The sequence below is a fragment of the Pseudomonas sp. MPC6 genome, assembly GCF_006094435.1.
In the GTDB taxonomy this organism is placed as follows: domain Bacteria; phylum Pseudomonadota; class Gammaproteobacteria; order Pseudomonadales; family Pseudomonadaceae; genus Aquipseudomonas.
Genome location: NZ_CP034783.1, coordinates 2,767,571 through 2,794,272 on the forward strand (window position 1 = coordinate 2,767,571; position 26,702 = coordinate 2,794,272).

Annotated in this window: 23 protein-coding genes; 8 read left to right on the plus strand and 15 right to left on the minus strand. The window is 62.8% G+C overall.

Annotated elements, in window-relative coordinates; genetic code table 11:
- The first annotated feature begins 12 nt into the window (after positions 1-12).
- Positions 13-447: a cupin domain-containing protein gene (locus tag ELQ88_RS15005; protein WP_138965981.1), complete on the plus strand. Its 435-nt coding sequence runs from the start codon at positions 13-15 to the stop codon at positions 445-447.
- Positions 448-948: 501 nt separating this feature from the next.
- On the plus strand, positions 949-2,157 hold the full coding sequence (locus ELQ88_RS15010; protein ID WP_138965982.1) for a patatin-like phospholipase family protein: 1,209 nt from the start codon (positions 949-951) through the stop codon (positions 2,155-2,157).
- Positions 2,158-2,335: 178 nt separating this feature from the next.
- Here the strand turns inward: ELQ88_RS15010 and ELQ88_RS15015 are convergent, their stop codons facing one another.
- The 8 genes from ELQ88_RS15015 to ELQ88_RS15050 all read right to left on the minus strand — a co-directional run bounded on the left by ELQ88_RS15015 (position 2,336) and on the right by ELQ88_RS15050 (position 14,291).
- Positions 2,336-3,118, minus strand: coding sequence for a hypothetical protein (locus ELQ88_RS15015; protein ID WP_228761644.1), 783 nt, complete (start codon positions 3,116-3,118; stop codon positions 2,336-2,338).
- A 77-nt stretch (positions 3,119-3,195) separates the two neighbouring features.
- The gene (locus ELQ88_RS15020; RefSeq protein ID WP_138965984.1) at positions 3,196-4,185 is read right to left on the minus strand and encodes a twin-arginine translocation pathway signal; all 990 of its coding nucleotides are present in this window, start codon (positions 4,183-4,185) and stop codon (positions 3,196-3,198) included.
- Complete coding sequence (locus ELQ88_RS15025; protein WP_138965985.1) at positions 4,182-4,835, minus strand: alginate O-acetyltransferase AlgF; 654 nt, start codon at positions 4,833-4,835, stop codon at positions 4,182-4,184. The genes ELQ88_RS15020 and ELQ88_RS15025 overlap by 4 nt, the downstream gene beginning before the upstream one ends.
- Before the next feature lie 8 nt (positions 4,836-4,843).
- A complete protein-coding gene (locus ELQ88_RS15030; protein ID WP_138965986.1) occupies positions 4,844-7,387 on the minus strand; it encodes a bacteriophage N4 adsorption protein A in 2,544 nt (847 codons plus the stop codon).
- A complete protein-coding gene (locus ELQ88_RS15035; protein ID WP_138965987.1) occupies positions 7,384-9,498 on the minus strand; it encodes a glycosyl transferase family protein in 2,115 nt (704 codons plus the stop codon). Before ELQ88_RS15035 ends, ELQ88_RS15030 begins: the two co-directional genes overlap by 4 nt.
- A gap of 12 nt (positions 9,499-9,510) precedes the next feature.
- Complete coding sequence (locus ELQ88_RS15040) at positions 9,511-11,724, minus strand: hypothetical protein (protein WP_138965988.1); 2,214 nt, start codon at positions 11,722-11,724, stop codon at positions 9,511-9,513.
- Positions 11,725-11,793: 69 nt separating this feature from the next.
- Positions 11,794-12,924 carry a UDP-N-acetylglucosamine 2-epimerase (non-hydrolyzing) gene (gene wecB, locus ELQ88_RS15045; protein ID WP_228761615.1) on the minus strand — a complete coding sequence of 377 codons (1,131 nt, stop codon included), beginning with the start codon at positions 12,922-12,924 and terminating at the stop codon, positions 11,794-11,796.
- Between the two features lie 578 nt (positions 12,925-13,502).
- Positions 13,503-14,291, minus strand: a complete 789-nt coding sequence (locus ELQ88_RS15050) for an alpha/beta fold hydrolase (RefSeq protein WP_138965990.1) — start codon at positions 14,289-14,291, stop codon at positions 13,503-13,505.
- A gap of 85 nt (positions 14,292-14,376) precedes the next feature.
- Between ELQ88_RS15050 and ELQ88_RS15055 the strand changes: the two genes are divergently transcribed.
- Positions 14,377-15,663, plus strand: coding sequence for an MFS transporter (locus ELQ88_RS15055; protein WP_138965992.1), 1,287 nt, complete (start codon positions 14,377-14,379; stop codon positions 15,661-15,663).
- The gene (locus ELQ88_RS15060; protein WP_128873229.1) at positions 15,650-16,594 is read left to right on the plus strand and encodes an aldo/keto reductase; all 945 of its coding nucleotides are present in this window, start codon (positions 15,650-15,652) and stop codon (positions 16,592-16,594) included. Before ELQ88_RS15055 ends, ELQ88_RS15060 begins: the two co-directional genes overlap by 14 nt.
- A 3-nt stretch (positions 16,595-16,597) precedes the next feature.
- On the opposite strand, the gene ELQ88_RS15065 is transcribed toward ELQ88_RS15060, so the two are convergent.
- From ELQ88_RS15065 to ELQ88_RS15080, 4 genes are all read right to left on the minus strand, one after another.
- Entirely contained in the window at positions 16,598-17,059 is a 462-nt protein-coding gene (locus ELQ88_RS15065; protein ID WP_138965993.1) for a MarR family transcriptional regulator, read from the minus strand.
- A 132-nt stretch (positions 17,060-17,191) separates the two neighbouring features.
- Complete coding sequence (locus tag ELQ88_RS15070; RefSeq protein ID WP_138965995.1) at positions 17,192-17,632, minus strand: Ohr family peroxiredoxin; 441 nt, start codon at positions 17,630-17,632, stop codon at positions 17,192-17,194.
- Between the two features lie 109 nt (positions 17,633-17,741).
- Positions 17,742-18,194 (minus strand): Ohr family peroxiredoxin, encoded by a 453-nt coding sequence (locus tag ELQ88_RS15075; protein WP_138965997.1) that lies wholly within the window; start codon positions 18,192-18,194, stop codon positions 17,742-17,744.
- 165 nt (positions 18,195-18,359) lie between these two features.
- Positions 18,360-19,853 carry a M15 family metallopeptidase gene (locus ELQ88_RS15080; RefSeq protein WP_138965999.1) on the minus strand — a complete coding sequence of 498 codons (1,494 nt, stop codon included), beginning with the start codon at positions 19,851-19,853 and terminating at the stop codon, positions 18,360-18,362.
- A gap of 28 nt (positions 19,854-19,881) precedes the next feature.
- Here ELQ88_RS15080 and ELQ88_RS34320 point away from each other — a divergent pair, with 28 nt between their 5' ends.
- On the plus strand, positions 19,882-20,058 hold the full coding sequence (locus ELQ88_RS34320) for a hypothetical protein (RefSeq protein WP_178084695.1): 177 nt from the start codon (positions 19,882-19,884) through the stop codon (positions 20,056-20,058).
- 90 nt (positions 20,059-20,148) lie between these two features.
- On the opposite strand, the gene ELQ88_RS15090 is transcribed toward ELQ88_RS34320, so the two are convergent.
- Positions 20,149-21,717 (minus strand): aldehyde dehydrogenase (NADP(+)), encoded by a 1,569-nt coding sequence (locus tag ELQ88_RS15090; RefSeq protein WP_138966000.1) that lies wholly within the window; start codon positions 21,715-21,717, stop codon positions 20,149-20,151.
- A gap of 4 nt (positions 21,718-21,721) precedes the next feature.
- The gene (locus tag ELQ88_RS15095) at positions 21,722-22,351 is read right to left on the minus strand and encodes an isochorismatase family cysteine hydrolase (protein ID WP_138966002.1); all 630 of its coding nucleotides are present in this window, start codon (positions 22,349-22,351) and stop codon (positions 21,722-21,724) included.
- A 100-nt stretch (positions 22,352-22,451) separates the two neighbouring features.
- Here ELQ88_RS15095 and ELQ88_RS15100 point away from each other — a divergent pair, with 100 nt between their 5' ends.
- The 3 genes from ELQ88_RS15100 to ELQ88_RS15110 all read left to right on the plus strand — a co-directional run bounded on the left by ELQ88_RS15100 (position 22,452) and on the right by ELQ88_RS15110 (position 25,563).
- The gene (locus ELQ88_RS15100) at positions 22,452-22,967 is read left to right on the plus strand and encodes a helix-turn-helix domain-containing protein (protein ID WP_138966004.1); all 516 of its coding nucleotides are present in this window, start codon (positions 22,452-22,454) and stop codon (positions 22,965-22,967) included.
- 132 nt (positions 22,968-23,099) lie between these two features.
- On the plus strand, positions 23,100-24,308 hold the full coding sequence (locus ELQ88_RS15105) for a YbfB/YjiJ family MFS transporter (RefSeq protein ID WP_138966006.1): 1,209 nt from the start codon (positions 23,100-23,102) through the stop codon (positions 24,306-24,308).
- Positions 24,298-25,563: an MFS transporter gene (locus ELQ88_RS15110; protein ID WP_138966008.1), complete on the plus strand. Its 1,266-nt coding sequence runs from the start codon at positions 24,298-24,300 to the stop codon at positions 25,561-25,563. The genes ELQ88_RS15105 and ELQ88_RS15110 overlap by 11 nt, the downstream gene beginning before the upstream one ends.
- Before the next feature lie 5 nt (positions 25,564-25,568).
- On the opposite strand, the gene ELQ88_RS15115 is transcribed toward ELQ88_RS15110, so the two are convergent.
- Positions 25,569-26,465 (minus strand): LysR substrate-binding domain-containing protein, encoded by an 897-nt coding sequence (locus ELQ88_RS15115; RefSeq protein ID WP_138966009.1) that lies wholly within the window; start codon positions 26,463-26,465, stop codon positions 25,569-25,571.
- Positions 26,466-26,702: the final 237 nt, after the last annotated feature.

Sequence of the window (26,702 nt, forward strand, 5' to 3'; positions counted from 1 at the left end):
TGGAGAAATGCGATGTCCCGTATCAACTTGCGCAACACCACCGGCCTGCTGGCCATTGCCGCCAGCGTGGCGCTCACTGCCTTCGCAGGCGTTTCCCAAGCACAGGAGCCGGCCAAAAGCTGGCAGACCGGGATCCACCGCACGGACCTGTTGAAACGCGACCTGGATGTTGCCGGGCGTGAGGTGATCCAGGTTCTTGTCGATATCGATCCGGGTGTGTCATCGCCCAAGCATTCTCACCCCGGTGTGGAAGTTGCCTACGTCCTGGAGGGCACGTTCGAGTATCAGCTCGAGGGACAGCCACCGGTCACGCTCAAGGCCGGTGAATCCCTGTACATCCCCGCTGGTACTGCGCATGTCGCGAAGAACGTCGGTGCAGGCAAGGCGTCGGAGCTGGCGACCTATATCGTGAAGAAAGGTGTGCCGGCTGTGGAGTTGTCCAAATAAGCGGCGAAGATTGGCCACCAATGTCAGTTGGCAAAACGCGGTCCATGTGGGAGCGGGCTTGCTCCGGGCGGCGTTCCGACGAAGGCGGTGGGTCAGCTTGCATCGATGTTGAATGTGCCGGCGCTTTTGCGAGCAAGCCCGCTCCCACAGGGGGGCAGCATTTCAAGTGACGCTTTGAGGCGCTGAGATCCACTTGCCGATCGTCGGCGCCTGTCACTGTTCCAGCGTATCGAGCAGGGTAGACAGGTGTCGAAGATCACTATTGCTGCGAAGCCGGCGGACACGGTGACCTGCATTGCAAGGGTTTTGCCCGGACATCCCGGGACGCGGCCAACGTGTTTGTTTCTCTCGTAAAGGGGCGCAAGATAAGTGACTGGACGATTGACCAAGGTGTCGCGCTGAGCTTGCAAATAGCCATCTCGGGCACCACCGGCAAGGACATCTCAACGAATAACAGGATGAGCGCGTTCTCTGTCGAATGCAGGGGCCGGAGGAGGCGTTTTGAACCCGTTCCAGCTCAGACCCGGTGCCTCAACCCTGAACATGTTGCTTCAGGCATGCCTGCAACGCCGTGATGCCGTGCCACCGACTTTAACGGAAAAAGCGGTAATACCGGGTATTCCCAATGCGCGCTACTGGATGGACCAGGACCTGAGCCCGTTCATTCAGGATGCCATTGCATCCAACAAGAGAGAGCATGAGGCGCTCATGGCAACCGGCAGGCCGGACACCATCCTGCCGCTGGCAAGCATGCTGGCCATTTCCGGTGGCGGCGACGCCGGCACCTTTGCCGCGGGGCTCATTGCGGGGTGGACCCTGCATGGCACCCGTCCGGTGTTCAAGATTGTCACGGGCATCAGCGCCGGAGCCCTGGTCGCCCCGTTTGCGTTCCTGGGGCCGCAGTACGATGCAGTCATCCAGCATATCTGCAACGCCGTCGGGCCGAAGGACATTTTCCGGTCGCGTAATGTCCTGACGCGGCTTGCCAGCGACGGAGTAGCCGACAGCAAACCACTGGCGCGGCTCATCGCGAAGTACATCACGCCCGAGGTGCTGGCGCAGATCGCGGCGGAATATGCCAAGGGACGAATCCTGATGATCGGCACCACCGACCTTGATTGCGCGCGGCCGGTCACCTGGAACATGGGCACTATCGCCGCCAGCCAGGCGCCGGGGGCGCTCGAGCTGTTTCGCAACATCATGGTCGCCTCGATGAGCATTCCCGGCGCCGTTTCCCCGGTCATGATCGATGTGGAAGTCGACGGCAAACTGTTCCAGGAAATGCACGTGGATGGCGGCGTCATCACCCAGATGTTCCTCTACCCGCCTGGCACCGTGATGGCGATGAACAAAGTGCCGGGCGCCCCCATGCGCCATGACCGTCACTTTTATGTCATTCGTAACGGCAAGCTGGAACCGCAGTGGTCCGGTACGAAGCGCCGTACCTTGAGCATTGGCGGTCGAGCCATCAGTGCCTTGATTCAAACCCAGGGCATCAGCGACCTCGATCGAATCTACCGGATGGCGAAGCAGGATGGGGCCGACTTCAATCTTGCCTATATCGGCACCGACTTCGTCTTTTCGCGCAATCATCGATTCGATGGCGAGTACATGAAGCGCTTGTTCGAGTACGCCTTTGAACTCGGCGCGAAGGGCTATCCGTGGCACAAGTTGCCGCCGGGCCCGGTGCTCTGGCTCCCTTACGAGTAATACCGGCACCGCCGGTTTGGCTCAGGCTGGTTCCGGCAAGCTGAAGCGTGCCGTCAGGGCTAATGCGGCTTTTGTAGGAGCGAGCTCGCTCGCGATGGACTCAAGAGCGCCGCGTTTAACCAGCAAACACGCGTTATCGTTAACGACCATCGCGAGCGAGCTCGCTCCTACAGGCCCGTCAGGGCTGCAATTGCTCCACCAGTTCGGGTGTCACGTAGTGCGGGCCGTCGAACAGGTACAGCGGATAGCCGTCATACGCCGCAAGCTGCGTCTTGAGTTCGGCCGCAGTCGCGGAGCGGAACCCGCCGCCGAAGTTGGGGCGGAAGGCTTCGACGATGATGCGCACACGCTCCTTGCCCAGACGGTCGGCCAAGGCGTCGGCATAGGTTCGGGCCACCGGTGCCGTGCGCGCATAAACGCCGACGCCATCCTGAAAGAACACGCCGATGTCATCCGGCAGCCATTGCTTGAGCCAGTCGGCCGTGGCCGCAGGGCCGATGTTGGCGCCGTCGTAGACACTGATCCACAGCGGGCGCGGCAGCTTGGCCAGCAGCGCCGGCAGTTCCCTGGCGCGGGTCCAGCTGGGGTCGACTTCGGCCGGGAAATACCAGCCGGTGACGTGCAGTGGCGTCGGCAACCTGGCGATGCGTTCCGAGACCGCCGCCAGTTGCTCGATGTTGTCCCGTGAGCGGTTCTCGCTGAAGTAACCGGCCAGCCCGAGGATGACATCCTGGGCCCAGGGTGCCTTGGCGATGCGCGCCCAATCGGGCAGGACAGGGACGCTGGGCAAGCCGCTGTCGGGAACGAAAGCCTGGTCGTCGACCACCGTCCATTGCACCAACAGTTCCCGAGCGCCCAGTTTTTCCCAGTTGCCATTGATGCCGACGGTCTTGTTGTCCGGCTGCCAGACGATGCCGACGATCCCCGGTGCCAGGGCCTTGGTACTCGTCACGTAGAGCATGCCGACACCCGCGCCGAGGAGGACGGCGAGCAACAGGGCCGCAACGGCTGCGCGACTGGCGGTGTAGCCGAAAATCCTCACTGCAGTGCCTTCTCGATGCGCTGATGCCATTGGCCCGGCGGGGTGACGCCTTTTACATTCCAGTTCGCGGCGGCATCAGGGCCGAGGTGGAACTGGCCTTCATTGAATTGCCAGACGATGACTTGCGGCTTGTGTTGCGCAAAATCCGGCGACTCCAGGTATTGCAGCAGCGTAGCCCAAGGGCCGACATCGCCGGGGTTCCAGGTCAGCGCGACCGGACGGTCCAGGGCATTGGACAGCTTCTGGGTAAAACCCAGGTACGGCTGGACAAAGCTGTTGCCGATCACCTGGACCGCTGCCGGCGCGTCATCGATCAGCAGGTCTTTCTCTGCCTGATGGCGCACGGTGTAGATGTCGCGGCCAATGGCCTTGCGCTTGACCGCTGGCAGGAAGTTGCTGGCCAGGTCGCCGAACGCGCGTCGGTCGAACCACTGGCCCAGCGTCGCGCCGCCGCCAGATTCCCCCGACAGGGAATATCGCTTGGAGATCAGTTGCGCCGTGGCGTCGGCGGTGTTTTCGGCGCTCCAGGCTGTCCAGTGGTAATCGGCGCGATAAAACGCGGTCTGCCGGCCTTGCTCGGTCCGGTGCAGGATCGGCTTGACGTCCAGCGTGGTCAGGCCCGCTCGGGTCAGGTCGCCCTGCAAGTGGTCATAGCGTTGCATGACGGCGGCGCTCAAGGGCTGATCGGCGGGCAGGCGCTGGGCATAAAACGGCGCTTTCATCGGCACCACCAGCACAACCAACCCGATGTGCTGGCGTGCAAGTCGGCGCTGGAGGTGTTCCACCCGTGCAATGTTGCGGGCCGTGCCAGGGTTATCGACCTTGCTCAGGCTTTCCCAGGCCGGGAACAACCAGCCGCCATCGCCGGTGATCACTGCCGACGCCGCTTGCGCGCCAGTGCCCGACACGCCCAGCAGCAGACCGGCGACCATGCCGGGAATCGACAAGCGCTGGATAAAACGCTGGGGGTTGAAGGTAAGGATCATGGTGCAGCCTGGTCGACAAGGCCAAGCAAACGTGGCGCCTGAGGGGAACCGATCAGGAACAGGCTATAGCGATCACCGGCCTTGAAGGGCGCCAGTTTCATCGGCAGGCTGCGGTTCTGGTTGCAGCTGGCAACCAACGTCGCTTGCACCGGGTTGATCGTGCGCTGGGCTTGTCCGTTGAACGGCACCTGCTTGAATACCGGGGCGCCATTGGCCAGCTGGATCTCGGCCTGTTCACAGCCGCGGCTCAGGTTATAAAAGTTGAGTTCGGCGCGCAGGTCTTTTCCGCGTTGTGGCGGATCGATGATCAGGCGTGGGGCCCGTGCCGGGTTGCTGTCGAGAACCAGCGTGACCCAGGCGCCTTTCGGTGCGGTCAGGCCTTTGATCTCGCGACCATTGACGGTCACGTCAATCGGCTGTTGCGAGTCCACGACCTGGAACGGGCTGGCCACCTTGGCCTGGGCGGAAAGGGCCAGCGTCGCGCCTTGGCCTACCCGGACTTGCATGGAAGTATCGGCGGGATTGACCACCCGTACCCAGGCGGAACCTTCGGGCAGTGTGGGCGCGTAAAGACGGGCGATTTCAGGGGCGGCTTGTACCCCTGTCGAGACCAGGCCAAGACCCAGCCACAAAAAAACTCGAACGTTCATGTCAGTCCTCAATAGGAATAAGTCAGGCGCGCGAACACGCCTTCGGCGCGCTCATCGCCCAGCACTTTCACGCGGTACTGCAGGGAAAAGTCCACATAGGAACGGGGGGCGTTGTAGGTGTCTTCGCGGAACCAGTAGCGCACATTGTTACCGACACCGAGGCCTCCCGCTTTGCCGGATGATGAGTCCGTGCTGCCGTCGGCCGCCGTTTCGCTGTGCATTTTGGAGTCGTAGTCGAACGCGGCCACGACATGGGGGAAGCTCACCCAGCGCGAACCCGTGCCGCCGATGGCGTAACTGCGGCCCACCTGCCATTCGCTGTTGAAGTAATCGCGCGAGTCATTGATGTAATGACCGGCCTCGGCAAACAACTGCGAAGTCCACCAGCTGGAGGTATCCACCCGCAGGTCGGTGCCGACGCTGGAGCCATAGCCCAGGCGCACCAGCCAGTCGCCATCGACGTCCGACGATCCCAGGGGGAATGTGCGCTCGACGGCGGCCATCACGTTCAGCGCCGTGAAGGGTTTGACCCGGACACCCACGGCGCCTTGCAGGGCATCGAAACCGGTGTCCGAATCGCTGTTCTTGCTCCACAGGGTGTCGGTGACGCGTCCGTAGAGTTCGACAAAACGTGCGTTGCGATAACCCAGGGGACGCCAGGACAATTCGGTGCTGTTCTGCAGGTTGTCATTGCTGGTGCTGCCGCTGGTCGGGGCGGCACTCAGGCCACTGCTGGAACTGTTGCCCCGATAACTGGTGGTGCTGGTCAGGCCCCAGGTGCGCGACACATCGGCCACTGCGCGACGGGTGTCGAACAGCTGCTGTGCGGGCATGTCGAGGTTACCGGAACCTTGTGCGTCGATCACGCGTTTGAAGTAGCTGACGGCTTGCTCGTCGTCATTGACCCGCATGGCGGTGTAGGCGGCGTCCTGGGTTGCCGTGGGCGTGAGCCGGGTATCGGCGTCGGCCTTGCGAAACGACCCGTGGGCCGCGTCATCGTCGCCGGCCTGGACCGACAGATAAGCGATCTGCAGCGGGCTCATCGACTCCAGTTCGCCCGTGTCCCGCGCCTGTTGCAGCCGTTCGCGCGCGGTGCGGCGTTGGCCGATGGCGGCGTACAGACTGGCTTCTTCGTAAGCGGGCAGGCTGCCCAAGGCCAAGGCCCGGGTGAAGTCCTGGCGTGCCCCGGCATCGTCACCGGATTGCTGACGCAGGCGGCCGCGCTGGGCCAGCAGCCGGGCGTCGTCGCCGGTGATCCTGAGGCCTTCGCTGGCCGCCGCAATGGCTTCAGGCACGCGTTTCTGCTCGCTCAGGGCGCTGACCAGCAGACGCCGGTACGCAGGATTGCGCGGCGCGCGGGCGATGGCGTCGTTCGCCAGGGCCACCGCGGTCGCAGCGTCCTTGCGGGCCAGGGACGCGTAGGCCTGGCCGGCCATGTCGGTGCCGCCGTCGCGCTGGTTGCCCGGCCAGATATCACACACCAGGCCGAAGGCGGTTTCCTGACAATTCAAGGCGGGTGCCGGAAAATCGGCGACAGTGTCCACGCCATGGTTTTTCTGTCGCAGCGCCATTCGCGCGGCGGTTCGCCGACGGGCCACTTCGCCGCTGTCGTCGTCAGCCAATGGCTGCAGATGCTCGAGCGCCTGCTGTGGCTCGCCATGGGCCAGTGCGGCGTCGGCGGCGAAGAAACGCAGGTCACGGACTTCGGCCTCCAGCAGGCCATCGATGGCCAGGGCATGCTTCAGATCCGCTTCGGCTGCGACGGTTTGGCCCTGGCGATCAAGGGCATAGCTGCGCAGAATCCACGGCGCGATTTCGCCATCGTCCTCGGCCAATGCGCCCGATGCGGCTTGTTCGGCCCCGGGATAATCCCTGGCGGCGAGCAGGGCACTGATCAGCAGTTGCTGATTGGCGCCGATTTCCGGTGCCCAGGCCACGGCTTTCCTGGCCTGGTCCACGGCCAGTGGCACCTGGCCCTGCTCCAGGGCGCGATAGCCCTGAACGGCCAGCGGTGCCGCCAATTGACGACGGATCGCCTCGCGGCGCATCAACAACGTATCGTCGTCCGGGAACACGGCCAGGGCCTGGGTGGTGGCTTGATCCGCTGCCAGCAGATCGGGTTGGCGCTGCAAGGACTCGATCAACAGCAACCGGTAATCCATGCGCCCGGGTGCCTGTGCGATGGCTTGGCGGGCTGCCTGGGCAGCGAGGCCAAAGTCATCGCGATCATAGGCCTTGAAGGCCCGGGCCGCGGCACCGAAGCCCGGGGCCTGGCGGGACTGCGGATAGCGTTTGGGATGATCACGCAGATCCTTGTCACGCTGTGCCAGCCCGATCAGCGTGTTCAAGCGGGTGATATCTGCCCGCTGGCGCAATGCTTCGCGGGCCTTGGCGATGGCCAGGTCGTAATCTTTGCGCTCGTAGGCGCTGTACGCTTCGTTGGCGGCCACATAGGCCGGCCCGGTCAACGGCAACGGCAGCGTTTGGCCATGAACCCACCCGGGCATCAGGCTCAGCCCCGTGGCCATGAGGGTCAGGAAAGGGCGGTTCATGCCGGAAGCTCCTCGGGATAGTGGCTGTGCTGACGCGCGACGGCCTTTTCGATGGTGGCGCGAGGCAGCACGCCGCTGTCGACCAGGTAGTCGCCGATGCGGCCGTGATATTGCGGGCGGTACTGCAGCATGGTGCGGCTGAACACGTCGCGATCCATCAGGCCCATTTCGATCAGCAGGTCGCCCAGCAGTGGTGCTCCGGCGTCGGGAACCGACTGGCCTTCACGCACCTTCAGATGACGCAATCGTGCGACGATTTCGCTTTCCCGGGCAATCAGCTGCACCGGTACGCTGCCCAACTCATCGCTGACCTGTTGCAGACCTTCGGCCGGCAACGGGTTGGCCACAGCCACTTGCGCACGGCCCTGGGCATTCAAGCCCAGCGGCACCACGCGCCAGCGCAGGGCAAATTCATCGTCCAGCTTCAGCGTCGAGTCCCGTGCCTTGGCCGCTACGTCGAACACCCGCGGCAAGTCGTTCTGGAAGGCGATGGCTTCGGCCAGGGTTTCGTCGTCCAGCCAACCGTTGCTGAGCAGAATCCGCCCCAACGGCATGTGCCGGGTTTTCTGTTCCGCCAGGGCGCTTTGCAGGTCGGTGTCGTTGATCGCCTGCCAGGACAGCAACACGCTGCCCAGCTTGCGCGGTGCGGCTGCGACCAGATCGGTGGACGGGAAGTCGTGCATGGTCTTGTCCCAGACCAGCTTGCGGTTGAGCACCTTGCCGACCAGGAACATGCGCCAGGCACGGGACGCTGCCATGAAGTTGACGAAATTGCCCACGACCATCCGCGGGATGGACAGCAAGCCATGCTGCCAGCCGTACAGCACGGTGGTGAAATAGCAGCGGTGCGCCATCCGCCAGGCCAGGGCGATACCGTTGGCGAGCAGCAAATACGCGATAAAACCATTGCTTTCGAAGGGCGTCGGGAAACTCACGTCCCACAGGCCGCTCTGGCGCAGGATGATCAGGCCCAGCAACTGCGCCAGGATGATATAGGCGATGATGCTGACGAACGCCGTCACCAGGCCTTTGCGGTCACGAAACAGCAGATACCGGTTGGCCAGCGAACCGCTCCAGCCCATTTGCTCCCAACCTTGCAACCCGATGCCCAGGGTCCAGCGCGCTTTCTGGCGGAACGCGGTGCGGAAGGTGTCCGGGAACAATTCGCGCACGCACAACGGCATTTTCAGGGTCGATTCGTAAGGCTTGCGGAACCATGATTTGCGCAACACCCGAAACTGCACCGGGAACTGCACGAAGATCGCATTCATGCCGACCTTGGCCAGGCGCGCGCCGACGTCGTAGTCCTCGGTCAGGCTGTCGGTGTTGAACGGCTGGTTCCGGTTTTTCCCGGCCAGCACGCGCAGGGCTCGATGGGAGAAACAGGTGCCGACACCGGCCGATGGCACGCTATCGGTCATGCTTTCACGCACCACCAGATCCTTGCCGTGCCATTCGGCGAATTCGTCCATGTAAGTGCCGGCCACCCACTCGTACCAGTTGCGTTCCAGTGACACCACCGGCAGCTGGATCATGTCCTTGCGTGGCAGCAAATAGTTGAACAGGCGCAGTTCCATCGGGTGCAGCACGTCTTCGCTGTCGTGCATCACCACGCCGGCGAAGGTCATGCCATGGGTTTGCTCATGGAGGAAGATGGCCTGGATCACCCAATTCAGGCAGTCGGCCTTGCAGGTCGGGCCTGCGTGCGGCACTTCCACCCGGTGCAGCTGTTTGTAGCGCCGGCGCATGCGTTCCACTTCATCGATGGTGCGCTGGTCGTTGATGTAGGTGCCGACGAAGACCACATAGTTCTGGTAATCCAGGGTCGACACCATGTTCTCGATCATCGGTGCGATCACGTCATATTCCAGCCAGGCCGGGACCATGATCGCCAGGGGCTGTTCATCCCGCGCCAGCAACTGCTCGGCCGTCAGCGGCCGGTATTTGCGCTCCGCGGTGAGTTTGCGGAACAGGCGGCGCGACCAGTACCACAGGTCGATAAACAGATCGTCCAGGCCGGAGATCAGGATCAGCACCGCGACCACAATGGTCGAGATCTCCAGGAAGCTGTAGTAGTGGGCCAGCCAATAGGGCCAATAAAGCGAGGTCATCGAAGGTTTCCGTTACTGGCGATTGCGACGGGCGTTACGGCCGGCCAGCAACAGGATGAGGACCAACAGGATGCCGCCGGGAATCAGCCACAGCCACGACGGTTTGCGCCAGGCGTCCAGCCCCTTGGGTTCTTCGTTGTCGATCAGTTGGCTGCCGCTCGGGTCCTGAGTGTTGAAGGTGGTCAGTGCACCCTTGTCACCGAGGATGGCCACGTCGCCGCGGGTCAGCAGAATCTGCCGGGCGAAACGCGGTGCGTCGGCGCCCAGGGCGCGGTAGACCAGGCCGTGCTGGCTGCCGGCAGCCACCACTTGCAACGAGGCCAGGTGGTTGAGGGGATGCACGTCCAGCAGCACCTGATCCTTGTGATTGATGCGCAGGCGACCCTGCTCATCGACCTGCACCGATTCCTTGCTGTCCTTGATCGGCAGCTCGAAGGCAAGGAAGGCCTTGTCCGGCGTGACCGAAGCCTTGGGGTCGGCACTGACGTTCAGCTGTGCCCGCAGCGGCGAAACGCCGGCGGCATCGGCCACCGAGATCACTTGTGGCAAGCTGCTCGCCGGATGCTCGAGATAGGCTTGTGGCACGAGGATCTGCGCGTCCATGGCAAAGCGCGCGGCCATGCCGGAGAAGTCGTTATCCAGCGCGGTTTTTTCCAGCACGATGTGACTGGTGGGCAGCACCGAGACCGGGAAGGCCTGGGGTGTTTCCAGGCAGCGGTCGCTGACCGGCTGGCGCTGGAACGACACCCGCAACACGTTCTTCGAGCCCAGGGCGTAGCGCGGGACAGACGCTTCGATGCGCTGCTTTTCCCCATTGGCCACCAGCTGTTGCGCGCCAATCAGGTAGTCGTTGAGGAACAGCGAGGCCACCGGCGCGGTGTCCGAGGCGCCGGGTGCGGCAGACACATCGATCACCGCCTTGACCGGCAAGCGACCGTCATAGGCCACACTGCCCAAGGGGAACGAGGTGCTCCAGTCGGACTTGGCCAATACGTCGATGGCGCCGGGATTGCCGCCCAGGCGCGACAAGGCCACGCGACCGTCGGCGCTCAATGGCAGCTGTGCTTCGCTGACCGTCAATTGGCGGCTGCGGGCCAAGGTGTTCCAGGCTGAACTGAACAGGGCCAGCGCCTTGCCGGTTGCCTGGGGCGCGATCATCAGCACCGGGCGTGTACCGAGCAATGCCAGGCGCACATTGTCCGTTCCGGTGGCGGCCAGACCTGCATTGATATGCCGCTCACGCCATTGCGTGAAGGCGTTGGCTGCCGTGGCGTCGAGGCCCTGGATCTGGCGCTGCAGCGCGTCCAGTGACTCATTGACGGCCTTGAGCAGTTGCGGATCGTTGACGGCCAGGTCCGCCTGGACGTTCGGTGTCTGCCCCAGCATCAATAGCGCGCCGATTTGCGCCGGGTCCGCCAGAACGTGCGTGCCTTTGCCGTTGAGACCGGCGAACGCCGGAACCGCCAGCAGTTCAGCGGGGATGCGCAGGCCGCTGAGGTCAACGCTGTCTTGCAGGGCAGGAAAGGGCAGGATGCGACTGTGCTTGCCAATGCGCTCCAGAGCCACACCCAGGCGCCAGGCCGCGTCATAGCTGTCGGCGGACAGGGTGCCCGGTGCGACCATGATCCCCGGCTTGCCCGGCAACGCTGTCCAGGCGGCGCCGACGTCCTGTAGCTGGCTGGCGTCGTAGCTGTAATTGAGGCGGGTGGCGGGCTCGATACGTAGAACGTTGCCAATGGCGCGTTCGTCTTCGCACAGCACCCTGGACACAATCGACGACCAGGCAATGCCCAGGCGCAGCGAGCCGCTGTCCCGCGCTTTCTTGTCCACGCCCAAAGTGGCGCTGGCATCGCCTTGGGGTTCGCTGAGACCTTCGGCGCGAACCGGATAGCCGTCCAGCGACAGCAGCAACGTATTGCGGCCGCCCTCGCCATTGAGGTAGCTGGCGTCGAAATTCAGCGTGGCATCCGTCAGCGGCACACCGGCGGGCACCGGCAGGTACAGTTCGCGTCGGGCGTCGGTGGAGCCGAGGATGATCGGTGCGTCGATCCCCAGGTCGCTCAAGCGGATTTCGCGCTCCTGCCGGGTATCGGCGTTGAGCCGGTTGATCGCCTGAGTGAGCGGGCTGTCCGCCGCCAGGGCAAAGGCGGGCATGAGCGCTAGCAGGCTCACGCCACAGGCAAGGGCGCTGAGCGCACCCGTATGGAGGGCAACGGAAGACTTCATTCAGGCAGATCTCGAGCAGGTAAGAGGGGGCGAGCGGGTTACAAAGAGGTGAACACCGAGTGATTTTTTTTACGGTACGGCACGGGCGTGTTGCCGCTGTCCGGGCGGACGATTCACGGCAAACTCATCGACCGGGCGGCCCAACAGGGCGTCGACGATGCGGGCACTGGCCTTGCCATCGCCGTAAGGGTTGGCCGCCTGGGCCGTTCGGCGCCATAACAGATCGTCATCGAACAAGGCGTTGACCCCCTGGATGATCGAAGCCGGTGCCGTCCCGACCAGCCGCACGGTGCCCGCGGCCACGGCTTCCGGGCGTTCGGTGACGTCACGCATCACCAGCACCGGTTTGCCCAGGGACGGCGCTTCTTCCTGCACGCCTCCGGAGTCGGTGAGAATCACGTGGGCACGCTGCATCAGGCGCACGAACGCCAGGTAATCGAGGGGTTCTATCAAGTGCACGTTGGGCAAATCGCCCAGTTGTTCGGTTACCGGGCCCAGCACATTGGGGTTCAGATGCACCGGGTAGACGATCTGGATATCCGTGCGCCGCGCCAGGTGGCGCAGGGCCTTGCAGATATCGAGGAAGCCTTCGCCGAAGTTTTCCCGACGATGGCCGGTCACCAGCAACACCTTGCGCCCGGGCTGCAGGAACGCGAACTGCCGGTCCAGGCTGTCTCGCAGCGCCGGGTTCTGTTCGATGCGTCTTGCCGTCGTTTGCAAGGCGTCGATCACGGTATTGCCGGTCACCAGCGTCTTCCCTTGCAGGCGTTCACCCAACAGGTTGTCGCGGGATTCACAGGTCGGTGCAAACAGCAGATCCGCCCCCAGGTCGATGCAGCGCCGGTTCATTTCCTCCGGCCACGGGCTGTAGATATCACCGGTACGCAAGCCGGCTTCGACGTGGCCCACGGGAATGCGTCGGTGAAAGGACGCCATCGCCGCGACCATGGCCGAGGTCGTATCGCCATGCACCAGCACCCGGTCCGGCCGGGTCATTTCCAGCACCGGGTCGATCGCTGCGTATAACGCCGCGGTCAGCGAGTTCAGGGTCTGCTTGGGGGTCATGACATCGAGGGTGTAATCGGCCTTCAAGTCGAACAGATCCAGCACCTGTTTAAGCATGCTTTGGTGTTGGCCAGTGATGCAGATCTGCGAATGAATGCCGGGCTCGGCAGCGAGAGCCTTGACCAGGGGGGCCATCTTGATGGCTTCCGGACGAGTGCCGAAAATCGAGAGGATCCTGATCGGTGAATGATGGCGAACGATGATGCCTTCCTTGCGCAGTTCTAGTGCGCCGCATATCAGTCGAGCCAGGCATGATTGGGTCCTGGATCAACTTGCGATAGTTGAGAGTAGTAAGGGTCGGAGTGATACGAGAGAGACTTGCCGACCACGCAAAGTTAGAGGGCAAGTTGCGTGACTGTCCGAGAGCGGCGCGATTATTAACATCAATGGCGATAAGGGCAAAGGTTATATGAAGTTTTTTATTAATTTAATAACTGAAACTTTTCGAGATAATGCGAGTCGCGAATAATTGTTTTTGATTTCTAGATATTACTGCAGGTTAGTAGTATTAATTTATGATTTATAACGATATTTTATTTTTATTCCATTCATCGATTTATATGAATTTGTCAGGTTTAATCTTGTCGTTCGGAGTTTGTCAGGCAGTGCCAATAGGTCATGATAATGGCGCCTGTATATTGTCATGTTATGTGGTGGAGGTTTTAGTAGTTGTTTTGGTGGTGATAAAAAGTTCCATCTAAAGATGGGTGTGTTCACAATCCGCTGTTTAGCAGTTTGAGATAGTCGGGACTTTCGGAAATTGAATTATGCCCGACACCTGGTATGACCCGTATCGTTGCCACGCCGTCGGCGAAGTGTCGGTAGAGTTGCTCGGTGCTGGAACGCGGTATCACTTCGTCGTGCCCGGCCGCGATCAACAACGTCGGCACCTGGATGCGAGCGGCGTATTTCCAGGAGTCGAAGCTGTCCTTGAGCAGCCACTTCACCGGGAACATCGGGTACAGCCGGGCACCGAGTTCTGCGAGGCTGTTGTAAGGCGTAATCAGCACCAGGCGCGCCGCCGGCCGTTGGCTGGCGAGGCGTACGGCGACCCCCGAGCCCAGGCTGCGACCGACCACGGCGATATGGCGATGCGTGGCGTAGACCTGGTCGAACAAGGCCACGGCATCGCGCTGGATCGCCTCTTCGGAGGGCGACCCGGAACTGCCGCCGTAGCCCCGGTAGTGCATCAGGTAGAGCGCATGCTCCGGGAAGGCCTTGGCGAATCCGGGCAGGCTGCGGGACACGTCTTCGGCATTGCCGCCGAAATAGATCAACGCCTTGGCGCCGTCGCGCGGGCGCACCGAAACCAGCACCTGCGCGTCGTCGACCGTCAGGGTCAGCAGCGCGGCCGAGGCGTCGAGCGCGCGTGGTTGCGGGTAGTAGATGAGCGCACGCTGGAACACGAACAGCGCCACACAGAGCACCAGGTACAGCGCTGCGACGATGACGACGAGAGACACCAGGATGCGCGACATTCGGCTAACGTTAGTGGGCGGCATTGACTGCTCGGGGCCTGAAGATGGCTATCGCCTGATAGCGCTCAGAGTGTAGTCGATCGACAGTGGACGCAGCGGGAGGGCTACCATGCCCATCGTTCTGAAGTGGCTCGAGGTACGGCCAGCCGAAAGAACGGCGCTGATGCTGGGTTTTGCCTTCCATTTCTGCGTGCTCGCCAGCTACTACCTGGTACGCCCGTTGCGCGATGCCCTGGGGCTGGAGGGCGGCGCCGACAAACTGCAGTGGCTGTTCACCGCCACGTTCGTGGTGATGCTGTTGATGGTGCCGCTGTTCGGTGCGCTGGTGTCGCGGCTGCCGGCCATTCGCTTCGTGCCGCTGATCTATCGCCTGATCGCGTTGTCGATGCTGGCGTTTGGCGGATTGATCGCCAATCACGTCGCGCCGGTCGGCGTCGGGCGGGTGTTTTTCGTCTGGATCAGTATTTATAACCTGTTCATTGTCAGCATCTTCTGGAGCGTGCTGGTGGACCGCTTTTCCAGTGAACAGGGGCGGCGCCTGTTCGGCTTCATTGCGGCGGGCGGCACCCTGGGCACCTTCATCGGGCCCTTGCTGGCCGCGACCATGGCCACGCGCCTGGGCCCGGTGGCGTTGACCGTCGCGGCGGCGCTGCTGCTGGAAGCCGCGGTGCGCTGCTATCGGGCGTTGTTGTCCCGCACGCAATCGCAATCCGGCAGTCGTTCACTGGATGATCGGCGGCTGGGTGGCAGCATGCTCGCCGGCATTACGCTGATTGTGCGCTCGCGCTACCTGCTGGGGCTGGTACTGTTCATGCTGTTGCACACCAGCGCCGCGACCCTGCTGTATTTCGAGCAGGCCCGGATCGTCGCCGGCCACTATGCTGATGTGGCCAGCAGGACGCAATTTTTCGCCTTGGTCGATTTAATTGTGTCGGCATTGACCCTGATCTTTCAGCTGGTGCTGACAGCGCCGTTGATCCGTCTGATTGGCGTCGGCGGGGCGCTGGCAGCCTTGCCGGTGGCAACGATCGTGGCGTTCACCGCCATGGCCCTGGCGCCCGTGCCGACCACTGTTGCCCTGGCACAAGGGTTGCGCCGCGCAGTCGAGTTCGCCATCGTCCGGCCGGCCCGCGAAGTGCTGTGGACCGTTGTCAGCCGGGAGGAAAAGTACAAGGCGAAGAATGTCATCGAAACCCTGGTCTATCGCGGTGGCGATGCCGCCAGTGGCTGGCTGTCCGCCGGCTTGACGGCGCTGGGCGCCGGGTTCGGTCTGGTGGCGCTGGTGATCGTGCCGTTTGCCGGGCTGTGGGGCTGGTTATGCCTGTGGTTGGCCAGGCGACAACAGCAAAGGGCTGACAGCAAAGATGGGGAAGGGCCATTTCATGAGCCACACTGATGGATACACGCGTCGCCAATTACTCACGCTGGCCGCCGGTGCTTCGGTGGTCCTCACCTTCGATCCGGCCTTCGCAATGTCCCCGCCATCGAAGGAAACAGGAGGCAAGAACATGCTGACCCGAGCCATCCCTTCCAGCACCGAGCCGTTGCCCGTCGTCGGGCTGGGCACTTATCGCGGCTTCGATGTCGCGCCCGGGGACCCTGCCTACAAGGATCTGCCCGCGGTGCTCAGTGCGTTGTTCCAGAAGGGCGGCACTGTAGTCGACAGCTCGCCGATGTACGGGCGCGCCGAACAGACCACCGGTGAATTGCTGTCGATTCACCGGCCGCGTTCGCCGGCCTTCCTGGCCACCAAGGTGTGGACCCGCGGCCGCGAAGAAGGCATCGCGCAGATGGAACAGTCTTTCAAATTGTTACAGACCGACCGCATCGATCTGATGCAGATCCACAACCTGCTGGACTGGAAAACCCACCTGCCGACCTTGCGCAAATGGAAGGAAGAGGGACGCATTCGCTACATCGGCATCACCCATTACACGGCGTCGGCGTATGACGAGGTGGAAGCGGTGCTCAAGGCCGAACCGCTGGATTTCCTGCAGATCAACTACGCCATGGATGATCGCGGCGTGGAGAAACGCCTGCTGCCGCTGTGTCGCGAGCGCGGTGTGGCGGTGATCTGCAATCGACCCTTCGGTGGCGGTGGCTTGATCGCGCGTTTGAAGGGCAAGCCGCTACCGGGATGGGCCGCCCAGGTGGAGGTCAGCAGCTGGCCGCAACTGGCGCTGAAATTCCTGCTGGCGCATCCGGCGGTGACCTGTGTCATTCCCGGGACGGGCAACCCGCGCTACATGGCGGAAAACGCCGGTGCCGGGTTCGGCCCGATGCTGACGGGGGCGCAGCGCGAGCAGTTGATCGATCTGGTGGGGTAGGGGTCATGCCCCGGCCTTGGTCCATTTGATGAGATTGTTGCGCAGCGTCACGACCGCTTTCTGCATGTCCATGAACTCCTCCGGCGTCAGCCCGGTGGCCTCGGCGAGGCCCGATTCCGGGCGACCGTCGCGCAGTTGTCGACCGGCCTTGGTCAGGCTGATCCGCACCTGGCGCTCGTCCTCGGGGTCGCGCTGGCGCTGCAGATAGCCCATCGCTTCGAGCTTCTTCAGGATCGGCGTCAGGGTGTTCGATTCCAGAAACAGCTTTTCGCCCAGGCTGCCCACGGTCTGGTCGTCTTGCTCCCATAGCGCGACGATAGTGATGTATTGCGTGTAGGTCAGCCCAAGCTGCTCGAGTATCGGCTTGTAGGCCTTGCCGAACGCCAGATTGGTGGAATAGACCGCAAAACACAGGAAGTCGGAGAGCTTCGGGTCGGCGGGGGCCGTCTTGTCGGTGGTTTTCATGTGCATCCTCTGTGGCCGCGACACGTGGCTGGCAAAAACCTGAATATACCTCGTATGCGATTCTATCGGAATGGTACCCGCTTGCGGGTTGCGACCGGTTCGCCGGTGAAGGCGAACCGGTCACAGGATGGATCACGCCGTCAGGGCGTTAATGACCACATTGATATTGCCTCGGGTCGCCTTCGAGTACGGACAGATCTGGTCGGCGGCGTGCGCCAGTTCCGTTGCGACGTCCTGCGTCAGGCCCGGCACGCGCAGGGTCAAACGCGCCTGGAGGAAGTAGGCCGCACCGGTCTGGCCCAGATCGACCTCGATGATGACGGCCAGGTTGGCCGGGAGCGTCACCTTCATGTTTTTCGCCGCCAGCTCGACGGCGGCGGTGTAGCAGGCCGACCATGCCCCGGCGAACAGCTGCTCGGCGGTCGGGTGCGGCACGATGGCGGTGAACTCGTGAGCCAGTTTCGCGTTACCCGGTGACGAGAGCTGGATGTCGAGGCCATGGGCGGAGTTGCCAGCGTCGCTGAACGTCGTGTGGGTTTTGCCGGTCGCCAGTACTTTTTCAATCTTGTTCATGGATGAGTCCTCATTGTGTTGCTGGGTTTGTTGTTCGCATACGCTTAAAGCGTATGCGATATATATGTTGTGTCGATGCTGCCGATCGATATCAACGCCGCGCGGTGCGTCATGCCGTGAGGACGTTCAGGGCCACGTCAATGTTACCCCGCGTCGCCTTGGAGTACGGGCAAATCTGGTCGGCGGTGTGTGCCAGCGTCGTCGCGATATCGTGCGCCAACCCCGGCACGTGCAGGGTCAACCGCGCCTGGAGGAAGTAGGCCGCGCCGGTCTGGCCCAGATCCACTTCGATGTCGACGGACAGGTCGGAGGGCAGCACTACGTTCATCTCACCGGCTACCAGCCCGACGGCGGCGGTGTAGCAGGCGGACCAGGCGCCGGCGAACAGTTGCTCGGCGGTCGGGTGTGGCTGGGTGGCGGCGAACACGTGGGCCGGTTTGGCGTTGCCGGGGGTCGACAGAGTGATGTCGAGGCTGCCGTCATGGCCGCGCGAGGTGATGCCGGCTTCGCTGACGGTGGTGTGGGTTTTGCCGGTGGCCAGGACTTTTGCGATCTTGTTCATGGGGGGTGAATCCTCAGGGTCTGGAAAGTTGCGATATGTATCGTGTACGCTTGCATCGTATGCGATGGAAATAATAATCGCGCAGACGCCCATCGATGTCAACAGCTTGAAGGTGGACTGCCCGACGAGTGGTTGAGCCTGGCTATCGTCTGTGGGAGCGCGATATCAGCGTTCGGGCAATTTCCAGTCGGCACGAAAGTGCTCGTATTCCGTCTCCGGCAACTGGATAAGCAGCGGCGACTGGCGTGGATCCAGCCAGCCGAACAATCGGGAAATATCCGCTTTATCCATGGCGGTGCAGCCCTGCGTCGGCGAGGAAGGGCCGCGCCAGAGATGGAAGAAAATGCACGAGCCCAGGGCGGGGGATGCCGGCGTGTTGTGCTCGATGACAATGCCTTGGCGATACATGTCATCGTCACGCCGCATGCGTTCCGAACTGTTCCAGTCCCTGGCTGTTGTCGCCCCGTCGACCAGCTCGTTGTAATGTCTGGAGTGGCTGTCATCCACGCATTCGCTGGTCGGGGTCAGCGCCAGGTAAGGCAGTTGGGTGTTGGCCGTGTTGTCGTAGCCGAACGCCGTTCCCAGCTTGAATATCCCGGCGGGAGCTTTTCCATCACCCTCGCGCTTGACCGGCCCTTCGCCTTGCTCGACGTTGGCCGCAATACCCTTGCCCCAGGCCAGCCCGTTCTTACCCAACACCACCGCAAAGGGCTCCGCGTATTTCTCAAAGGTGGACCCTCGGCGGACATAGCGCTGGGCTGTGCCTTGAACGTCAGTCCAGTTTTTGCTGGTAACCACGATCAGCTGGTGGCTCGTATCGAGAAGGTTGCTGGCCTGCAGCGGCGTGATGGGGAAATCCATGACGTCCTTGCGCGGACCCGCGCCACTGTAGGTGAAGTGCCACCATTCCTTGTCGTAACCGGAAAACCCTGCCTGTTCCATGGCCCGGCTGAGTAGCTGGCGATTTTTCCGGGCGTCGGCGTCTATCAACGGCGTGTCGGTGTGCGCGCGCTCATCGAAGCAGTCGTAGCCGGTGCCCATGTCGAGTGCGCCGTCGCGCCAGCGCTGGCCGTAAGGCGCCGTGCAATCGACTTGCGCGGCCGCGGGCGTCCAGGTGTCGGCGGGCAGCGCCTGCGGACCGGTCAGGGTCAGGTCCACGGTCGAGCCCCTGGAGTGATTGGACACACGGGCCACATAACCCAGGCGCCAGAAGTCCTGCTTGTCCACGCGTGGATAGAATTCGGCCTTGCGTGGGTCACCCGGTACCGTCGCGAAATGCCCCATGTCGGCAACCGCACGGCTGGGTCGATAACAGTCGAATACCTTCAAGCCGTAGCCCTGGGCGCTCAGCGCCTTTTGTACCCGGGCGAGGGCCTGGGCCGCGTCCAGCGTCAACAGGCACTGCGCCGCGGCGTAGCCGTCAAGCGGGTGCCCGGTGAAGTTATGCGCGCTGGCATAGCGGATGTCCTGCTCGATGCCCGGATCGATCGAGCGCAGATACACCATGTCCTCGGGCCGTGATTGCGCCGCGGCCATGGCGGATGCGAAGACGCTGAGGCACAGGATCCAGCGCAGCCATGCGCCTGCGCGCAGGTTCCCCGGACGATGCGGAAATGGCCTCGACAACGTCGCGGATTTGACTCGGCACACAGGGCGCATGCAATGCCTCCGATGATGCGGGCTGCTGTTGCTGTTGCTGTTGCTGTTGCTGTTGCTGTTGCTGTTGCTGTTGCTGTTGCTGTTGCTGTTGCTGTTGCTGTTGCTGTTGCTGTTGCTGTTGCTGTTGCTGTTGCTGTTGCTGTTGCTGTTGCTGTTGCTGTTGCTGTTGCTGTTGCTGTTGCTGTTGCTGTTGCTGTTGCTGTAGGAGCAAGCTTGCTCGCGATGGACGTAAACGATAACGCGTTTTCCCTGAATAAACGCGTCATCCTTGAGACCGTCGCGAGCAAGCTCGCTCCTACAACCCGCCGTCCACGCTGCGAGGCAACCGCAACAGGTTGCTTTCACGCAGCGCCTCAGGCAGTAAAGCATCAGGAAACCCCTGGTAACACACCGGGCGCAGGAAACGCTCAAGGGACGTCATGCCCACCGAGGTGAAGCGACTGTCCGATGAGGCCGGAAACGGTCCGCCGTGAACGGTGGCAAAGGTGACCTCCTGCGGATGCGCAAAGGCGTTGACGACGATGCGTCCGGTGCGCCGCTCCAGCACCGGCAGCAAGCGCCGGGCCAGTTGCAGGTCGCTGTCCTCGAGGTGCATGGCGGCGCTGAGCTGGCCACGCAGCGAGCGCGCGACAGCCAGCATTTCCTCCGCGTCCCTGACCTTCACCAGCAGTGCGCAGGGGCCGAACACTTCCTGGGCCAGCGCGGGGTCGCGCAGGAAAATCGCGCCGTCGACCTCGAGCAAGGCCGATCGGCCGTCAAGCCGCGCATTCACTGCGTAGCCTTCGGCGACGCGACGGGCCCCGGCGTTTTCCATGGCGCTGAGCCCGCTGACATAGGCCGCATGAATTCCCGGCGTCAGCATGGGCCGCGCCGCTGCTGCGCTCACGCGCCGGACCATGGCGGCCCGCAACGCCGCAAAGCCGGGCCCTTCGATCGCGATCAGCAGGGCGGGCTTGAGGCAGGCTTGCCCGACATTGACCAGCATGCGTTCGATAAAACCATCACCGATGCGCTCGCCACGTTCGGCCAGCGCATCCGGGAGGATGAACGTGGGGTTGACGCTGGTCATTTCGGTAAACACCGGAATCGGCTCGGGGCGTTGCTGCGCCCGACGATACAGCGCCATGCCGCCTTGCTCGGAGCCGGTGAAGGTCACCGCCTTGATCAGGGGGGGATCGACCAGGGCTTCGCCGATCGCATTGCCGCCGCCACGCACCATCGAGAACACGCCTTCGGGCAGCCCGTTGTCCTGCACGGCCTTGCGGATGGCTCGCGCCTGGATTTCCGAAGCGCCAGGGTGAGCGTTATGCGCCTTGACGATGACGGTCGCGCCGGCCGCCAGGGCCGATGCGGTATCGCCCCCGGCGACCGAATAGGAAATGGGAAAGTTGCTCGCACCGAACACGGCCACCGGGCCGATCGCGATCTTCTGCAGTCGATGGTCCATGCGCGGGCGTGGCTGGCGCTCAGGTTGCGGCGGATCGATGGCCAACTGCAGGAAGCGGCCCTGGCGCACGACCTCGGCGAACTGGCGGAACTGGGTCGCGGCTTTTGCCGCCTCGGCCTCAAGCTGCGCGGCGGGCAGACCCGTTTCCAGAGCGGCCCGCGCCGCAAGTTCGTGGCGAACGGCGTCGAGATTGTCGGCGATGCTGTCGAGGAAGGTCGCACGGCGGGCGAGAGAGGTATGGCTGTAAAAGTCAAAAGCCTCGTCGGCGAGTGTTGCAGCCTGGTCAACCTCGGCCACGCCACCCAAGGCGAAATCCGGCTCGATCAATTGGTGGGTGGCGGGATTGAGCGCTTTCATCGTCCCCTCGGTGGCCGGGACATCGTTGGCGCCGATAATCAGGGCTCCTGTCAATTTCATCGGATCACTCCTGCTGTGCCAGTGCGGCGATGAGTTCGTCGGTGGCCACAATGGAATGGGCGAATGTCGGGCCATTGAGCTCATGGGCGGCCTGCATCATTTCCGGTTTGAACGCAGCGGTGGCATCGCGTACCAGGGTGACGTGGTAGCCGAGCTCGGACGCATAACGGGCCGTTGCCTCGATGCAGGTATTGGCCAGCAGGCCCACGATGATCACGTGGGTGATGCCTTTTTGCTTGAGGCGAAAATCCAGGTCGGTGTTGGCAAAACCACTGGAACCCCAATGCTCCTTGACCACGATATCGCCGTCCCTGGGCGCGAAATCGGGGTGCCATTCGCCACCCCATTCGCCGCGTGCGAAGTGGTGCATGTGCATGACCTTGCACTGGGTCGGGCTCGGGTGGTCCCAACCTTCGTAGTCGCCTTGTTCCCAGCGGCGGTGCGGTACGATGACCACCGGAATGGCCAGGGCACGGACCGCGCGATCGAGGGCGCGCAGGTTGTCGAGCAGGCCGACTTGCGTGGCGATCGGCTCGATCAACGGATAGACCTTGCCGCCTTCCGACAGGAAATCGTTGTAGGGATCGACCAGCAGGTAGGCGGTTCTGTCGAGGGGGTAGAGGGGTTTCGACATGGCGATGTTCTCCAGGGATTTTCGGTGGCCTGTGCCGTGGAGTTGCCGTGGCACGTTGTAAATATGATAATCATAGTAACTGTGAAAGAGGCAAGTCCTTATGGCGGCAAACCCAGGCACTTCCCAGACCTTGTGCCCGATTTCGAGGGCCGAGGACATCGTGGGCGACCGCTGGACCGTGCTGGTCCTGCGCGAGTTGTTCATGGGCAGTCATCGCTTCGACGAGATCCAGGCGCAGACCGCAGGCACCCCGCAAATGGTCGCCACACGCCTGAAAAACATGGAGGCCGACGGCCTCGTCACGCGGCGCCCTTACAACGAGCGGCCACTGCGCTACGAATACCACCTCACCGCAAAAGGCGAGGCCTTCTACTCGGTAGTCCTGGCGCTACGCGCCTGGGGCGAAACCTGGTGCAAGTTGCCGGAGGAGGGGCTGGCAGTGCGCTACACCCATCAAACCTGCGGCAAACCTGCTGGCCTCGGGCCGCTGTGCGAACACTGCGGCGAGCCTTTGCGCCGTGGCGAGCTGATCAGCGAGCACAGCGAAGCTTATGCCGTCGAACGACAATCACGGCGCGAAGCCTTCAAGGGCAATCGTGGCTCGGATTCGGTCTGAATGTCCCGCTGTCAGAGGGATCGGGTCGGTCCAGGTATCTTTTGATGAGATAACCCTGATCGTTTTAATTCGCTTCTGAAGATTGCTGCGTCGCGCGTACTGTCTGCCCATCTGAAGAAAAGAAGGGCCGATATGAACAGTGTGAAGCGATCGATCGCCAGCGCGCCCACGTTGCGGCCAGCCTCCGCCGGCTGGGGCATCCTGGCCGGTTTTTCTGCCAGCCTGGTGGGCATCGGCCTGGCGCGATTTGCCTATACGCCGCTGCTGCCGGCCATTATCGGCGCGCAATGGTTTGAGCCTTCCAAGGCCGCTTACCTGGGGGCCGCCAACCTGGCCGGCTATCTGGTCGGGGCGATTTTTGGTCGTTCCATGGCGGCGAAAACCTCCACGGTGTTTACCCTCAGGGCGATGATGTTGCTGGCAAGCCTGGCGTTTTTTGCCTGTGCCTGGCCTGTGTCCTTCGTGTGGTTCTTTGCCTGGCGCTTCCTTTCCGGAACGTCCGGCGGTGCGCTGATGGTGCTGGCCGCGCCGACCGTGCTGGCGCATGTACCGGCGTCCCGGCGTGGACTGGCAGGCGGAATCATCTTCATGGGCGTCGGTGTTGGCATCGCGGCCTCTGGCACCCTGGTCCCGCTGTTGCTGGAACAGGGGTTGCGGCAAACCTGGCTCGGCCTTGGGGTGATTGCTCTGGTGTTGACGGCCATTGCCTGGCGCGGATGGCCAAGGGCGCACGCGCCGGCGGCCACCCCCACGCCGCACCGTCGACCGGCGGCCAACGGCACACTCAAGGCGCTGTATGTCGAATACGCACTCAACGCAGCGGGTTGGGTGCCGCACATGATTTTTCTGGTGGATTTCGTGGCCCGGGGCATGGGCCAGGGCCTGCAGGTCGGCGCGCAGTACTGGGTGCTGTTCGGCCTCGGCGCCACGGTCGGTCCACTGCTGGCGGGCGTAGTGGCCGACCGGGTCGGCTTCGGCCGCGCCTTGCGCGTGTCTTTCATCATCGAAGCCATCAGCGTCGCCGTACCGGCCCTCGGCCTCGGCAGCGTCTGGCTGATGATCTCCAGCGTCGTCGTCGGCGCGTTCGTCACCGGGACCGTGCCACTGATGTTGGGTCGGGTGCACGAACTACTGGCCAGGCATCCCGCCCAACAGCATTCGGCCTGGCAAACGGCCACGGTCGGTTTTGCCTTGTTCCAGGCGGTGGCGGCCTATGGCTTGTCGTTTCTGTTCTCCTACAGCGGGGGCAATTACAGCGTGCTGTTCATCATTGGCACTTCGGCGATGCTGCTGGCTTTTGTCATCGATGTAGCAGTGGGCAGGGCAACCGATGGCCAATAACGGTGCTCCTCTCCCTGGGAATTATGCCGAGCGAAATCTTCCCTATTGGCGGCGGAACCTGACGGTTTGCGTGTTCGGCTCGTTTACCACGCTGGTCAGCCTGAGCATGTTGTTGCCGTTCCTGCCGCTTTACGTCCAACAACTTGGCGTCACGCACCAGGCTGACGTGGTGCAATGGTCGGCGGTGGCATTCGGCGCAACTTTTTTTGGCACGGCGATTACCGCACCGATGTGGGGACGCCTGGCCGATCGTTATGGCCGCAAGCCGATGCTGGTCAGAGCGGCGATCGGCATGGCCATTGTCATGTCGATGATCGGCCTGGCCCGAACTGTGACCGATCTGGTGGTACTGCGCCTGATCGCCGGCCTCATCGGCGGCTACGCCTCGGCCTCGATCGTCATGATCGGATCGCAGGTGCCACGGGAAAAGGCCGGTTGGGCCCTGGGTGTGCTGTCCACGGGCGCCTTGTCCGGCAACTTGATCGGGCCGTTGGTGGGTGGATTCCTGCCGGAGCTGGTCGGGATCCGCGGCACGTTCTTCGTGGGGGGAGGGATGATCGCCCTGGCAGCGCTGACGACCGTCCTGTTCATTCGGGAGGATTTCGATCGCGTCTCGGACGGCAGGCGACGGATCAACAGAACCCGCCCCGAAGGCGCCACGTCCAACTGGCCGATCATTGGCGCCCTGCTGATGACCGCGATGATGGTGCTCCTGGCCAACATGTCGATCGAGCCCATTATCACCGTCTACATCGGCCACTTGGGTGTGGCCTTCGATGACCAGGCGCGGATGGCGGGCGTAGTGATGGCCTGTTCGGCGCTGGGCAGTATCCTGACCGCAGCCAGGCTGGGTGCGCTGGCCGACCGCATCGGCAGTTGGAACGTCATCGTTGGTTGTCTGGTGTTGACGGGCATCGTCATGGTGCCCCAGGCGTTTGTCACGCAATGGTGGCAGTTGGCGGTGCTGCGCGGGGTCATGGGCATGACCCTGGCCGGGCTGCTGCCGGCGATTGCCAGGCTGATACGGCATTCGGTCGAAGAGCACAACACCGGCAAAGTGTTGGGCTATCTGCAATCGGCGCAGTTTTCCGGGCAGGTGATCGGGCCACTGATCGGCGGCCAGATCGGTGCCCATGTGGGGTTGAACGCGGTATTCCTGGTCACCGGCGCGCTGTTGGTGCTGTGTGCCGGAATGAACGCCTGGGTGAAACGTCGCTTCATCGCGCAAACCCGAGGCACTGCCAGCAGCACCTGAGCGGGCTAGGACGCCAGGGGCATTGGCGCAGCGGTGGCACCGTCCAGGCGCACGCTCTGCAGAAACGTGCTTAACGCACTGGAACAATAACCGTCGAGGCGCCTGACAAACACCGTCTCCACGGCGGCGAGTTCTGGCGCAATCTCGTGCGCGGCAACCAAGCCCTCGCGCACGGCGTTCGCTACCACGCCCCGGGGCAACAGCGTGACCCCGACTCCGGCGGACACGCAGGCGATGATGGCGTCGATCGAGCCAAACTCCAGCGGCTCGAGGGCCTGGATACCCAGGCTGGCAAGCAGGGCATCCAGGCGCTGGCGATATGAGCAGCCGACGCGAAAAACCACGGTCTTCAAGGTGTCGATGCCAGCGACAGCCTCCAGGCTGTGAATCGCCGGGGAAGTGACCAGCACCAGCTCTTCGCGGAACGCCAGTTCGCTGTGCAGGTGCGGATGGTTGACCGGGCCCGCGACGAACGCGCCTTCCAGCCTGGAGTCGATGACCGCTTGAATCAGGCTGCCGGTGGTGCCCGTGCGCACCACCGGCCGGACCGCGGGGTAGGTCTTGGCAAATTGTGCAATCAGCTGCGGCAGACGCAGCGCCAGGGTGGTCTCCAGCGTACCGATCTCAAGCACACCGTTGGGCTGTCCATCGTCGCGCGCGGCGCAGGATGCATCCAGCAACAGCTTCGAAAGCCGTGCGGCGAAGGGCAGCAGGCGGCGTCCCGCGGGCGTGACCTGGACGCCCCTGGCGCTGCGCTGAAACAGCGCCACACCCAGCTCGACTTCCAGTGAACGAATCCTCGCGGACACGTTGGACTGCACGGTATTCAGCTCGCTGGCCGCCTTGTTCATGCTGCCATGGCGGGCCACCGCCTCCACCACCTTGAGATCCGTCACATCCATCAACTTCACCTATCACAAAAACAAATAACCAATCATCAAAAAGATGCTTTCGAGAGATTAGTTTTCCAGGGCGATGAAGGCAAGCAATCAAGGCGAATCGAGGGGCGTCAGGTTCATCAAAACAGATCATATGCATCATTAATCATCGTTTTACATGATCTTTTGCCAGGCATAGGTTGATCAGGCAAACAAACCGCAGCCAGTGGCGGATCGAGTCTTCGAATCCGAGGTTGTGGA